Origin of the sequence: Limnohabitans planktonicus II-D5 (assembly GCF_001270065.2) — a bacterium.
GTDB lineage: Bacteria > Pseudomonadota > Gammaproteobacteria > Burkholderiales > Burkholderiaceae_C > Limnohabitans_A > Limnohabitans_A planktonicus.
This window is the reverse complement of sequence record NZ_LFYT02000093.1, coordinates 1-1,247: the sequence shown is the minus strand read 5'-3', so window position 1 is coordinate 1,247 and position 1,247 is coordinate 1. Positions and strand designations below refer to the sequence as shown.

1 protein-coding gene is annotated in these 1,247 nt (G+C 33.6%); it reads right to left on the bottom strand.

Annotated elements, in window-relative coordinates; all coding sequences use genetic code 11:
• Window positions 1-9: 9 nt before the first annotated feature.
• The gene (locus H663_RS41470) at window positions 10-1,203 is read right to left on the bottom strand and encodes a hypothetical protein (RefSeq protein ID WP_053175042.1); all 1,194 of its coding nucleotides are present in this window, start codon (window positions 1,201-1,203) and stop codon (window positions 10-12) included.
• Window positions 1,204-1,247 lie beyond the last annotated feature (44 nt).

Here is a 1,247-nt window from a genome sequence, read left to right as displayed (position 1 = left end):
CATTCAACTTTAATTTGTGTCAATGCAGTTAAACTTTTGAAATGCCTCAAACCAATACCACGGACGTTTTATTGCAAAAATTTCGAATTCACTTAATTCGACCAGATTAGGATAATTTTTCTTTGCGAATTTAAAGGCGTCGATATTTTTTTGAATTGACAGCGAACCCCTGTGTAAAAGTGAGTTTCTAGCGATAATTATTTCCAATAGATGCTGTTTGTATTTTTTGGAAATTTTTAAAGACTCAATTTTTTCATATTTATTCTTGCTGTCTTTGCTAATTTCTTCGATGCGTTGGTCCATCAATATGGTTGCCTGCGCATAGTTTAATTTGTGCATGTATCCTTCAATGTAATTGTTTAATGAAAATGTATTTTTTGAAAATAATTTATGTTGAATTTTTGTGAAATCAATTTCATGAGATCCTGAATAGCTGTCGATATAGCTTTGTGATCTGAATTTTGCATTTATCGGATCATTGAATTTTGAAGAAATCAAGCCATCACGAAATTCAGCTGTTGAGTATCCAGAGACTTTTTTCTGTTTGCTTGTCATGCCTCCATAAATGATAATAAATGAATTTAATGCCCATAGGGCGCGATATTCAAAATCATTTAAATTAATTATTGGTGCATTGTTTTGATTTTCGAAAGCATTGATTTTTTCATTTTCTGTCTGGCTTCTGTATTGACTATAAATGCTTTCTGAGTCCAAGTTGTATTGTGCATCTAGAGAAATATCTTCCGTGAATGGGATTCTTATTTCTACAACGCCTTTCGGGAGCTGCTTGTCTGCACCGGTATTGTCTGGGCCTATCTCGAAGCCTTGCTTATTGTTGCCTAATGCCACAATAATTGATCCATTTGGATGAATAAAAGAGGCAATGTCTGCTGTGTGGACCTCAAAAGGTAATTCTTTTCTATATATATACCAGCCCTTAATAATGGAGGGGTCTTGATTGATGTTGTGAATTCTAGTGTTGTTAATATTAATAGAGCTGCATTGATAATTTTCCGTCAGGCCAATCTGTAAAGGTAAAAATCCAACTTTCACTGAAAAATCACTTGGAAAAATTACATTAATATTTTCTTTTATTGGAATTGTTGGGTATGTTCCGCTAATAATATTTATTGAGTCTCCAGATGAGGATTCAGTAACTGCGATACCAAGCTCAATCCAGTTTGTGACCGTGAATTCTTTCATTTTGAAAATACTCTATTTATACAAATACCGCTGCATCCCCACAA

Excerpts from the sequence above, each read along its gene's own strand:
- H663_RS41470 (WP_053175042.1), bottom strand. The coding sequence starts at position 1,203 with ATGAAAGAATTCACGGTCACAAACTGGATTGAGCTTGGTATCGCAGTT.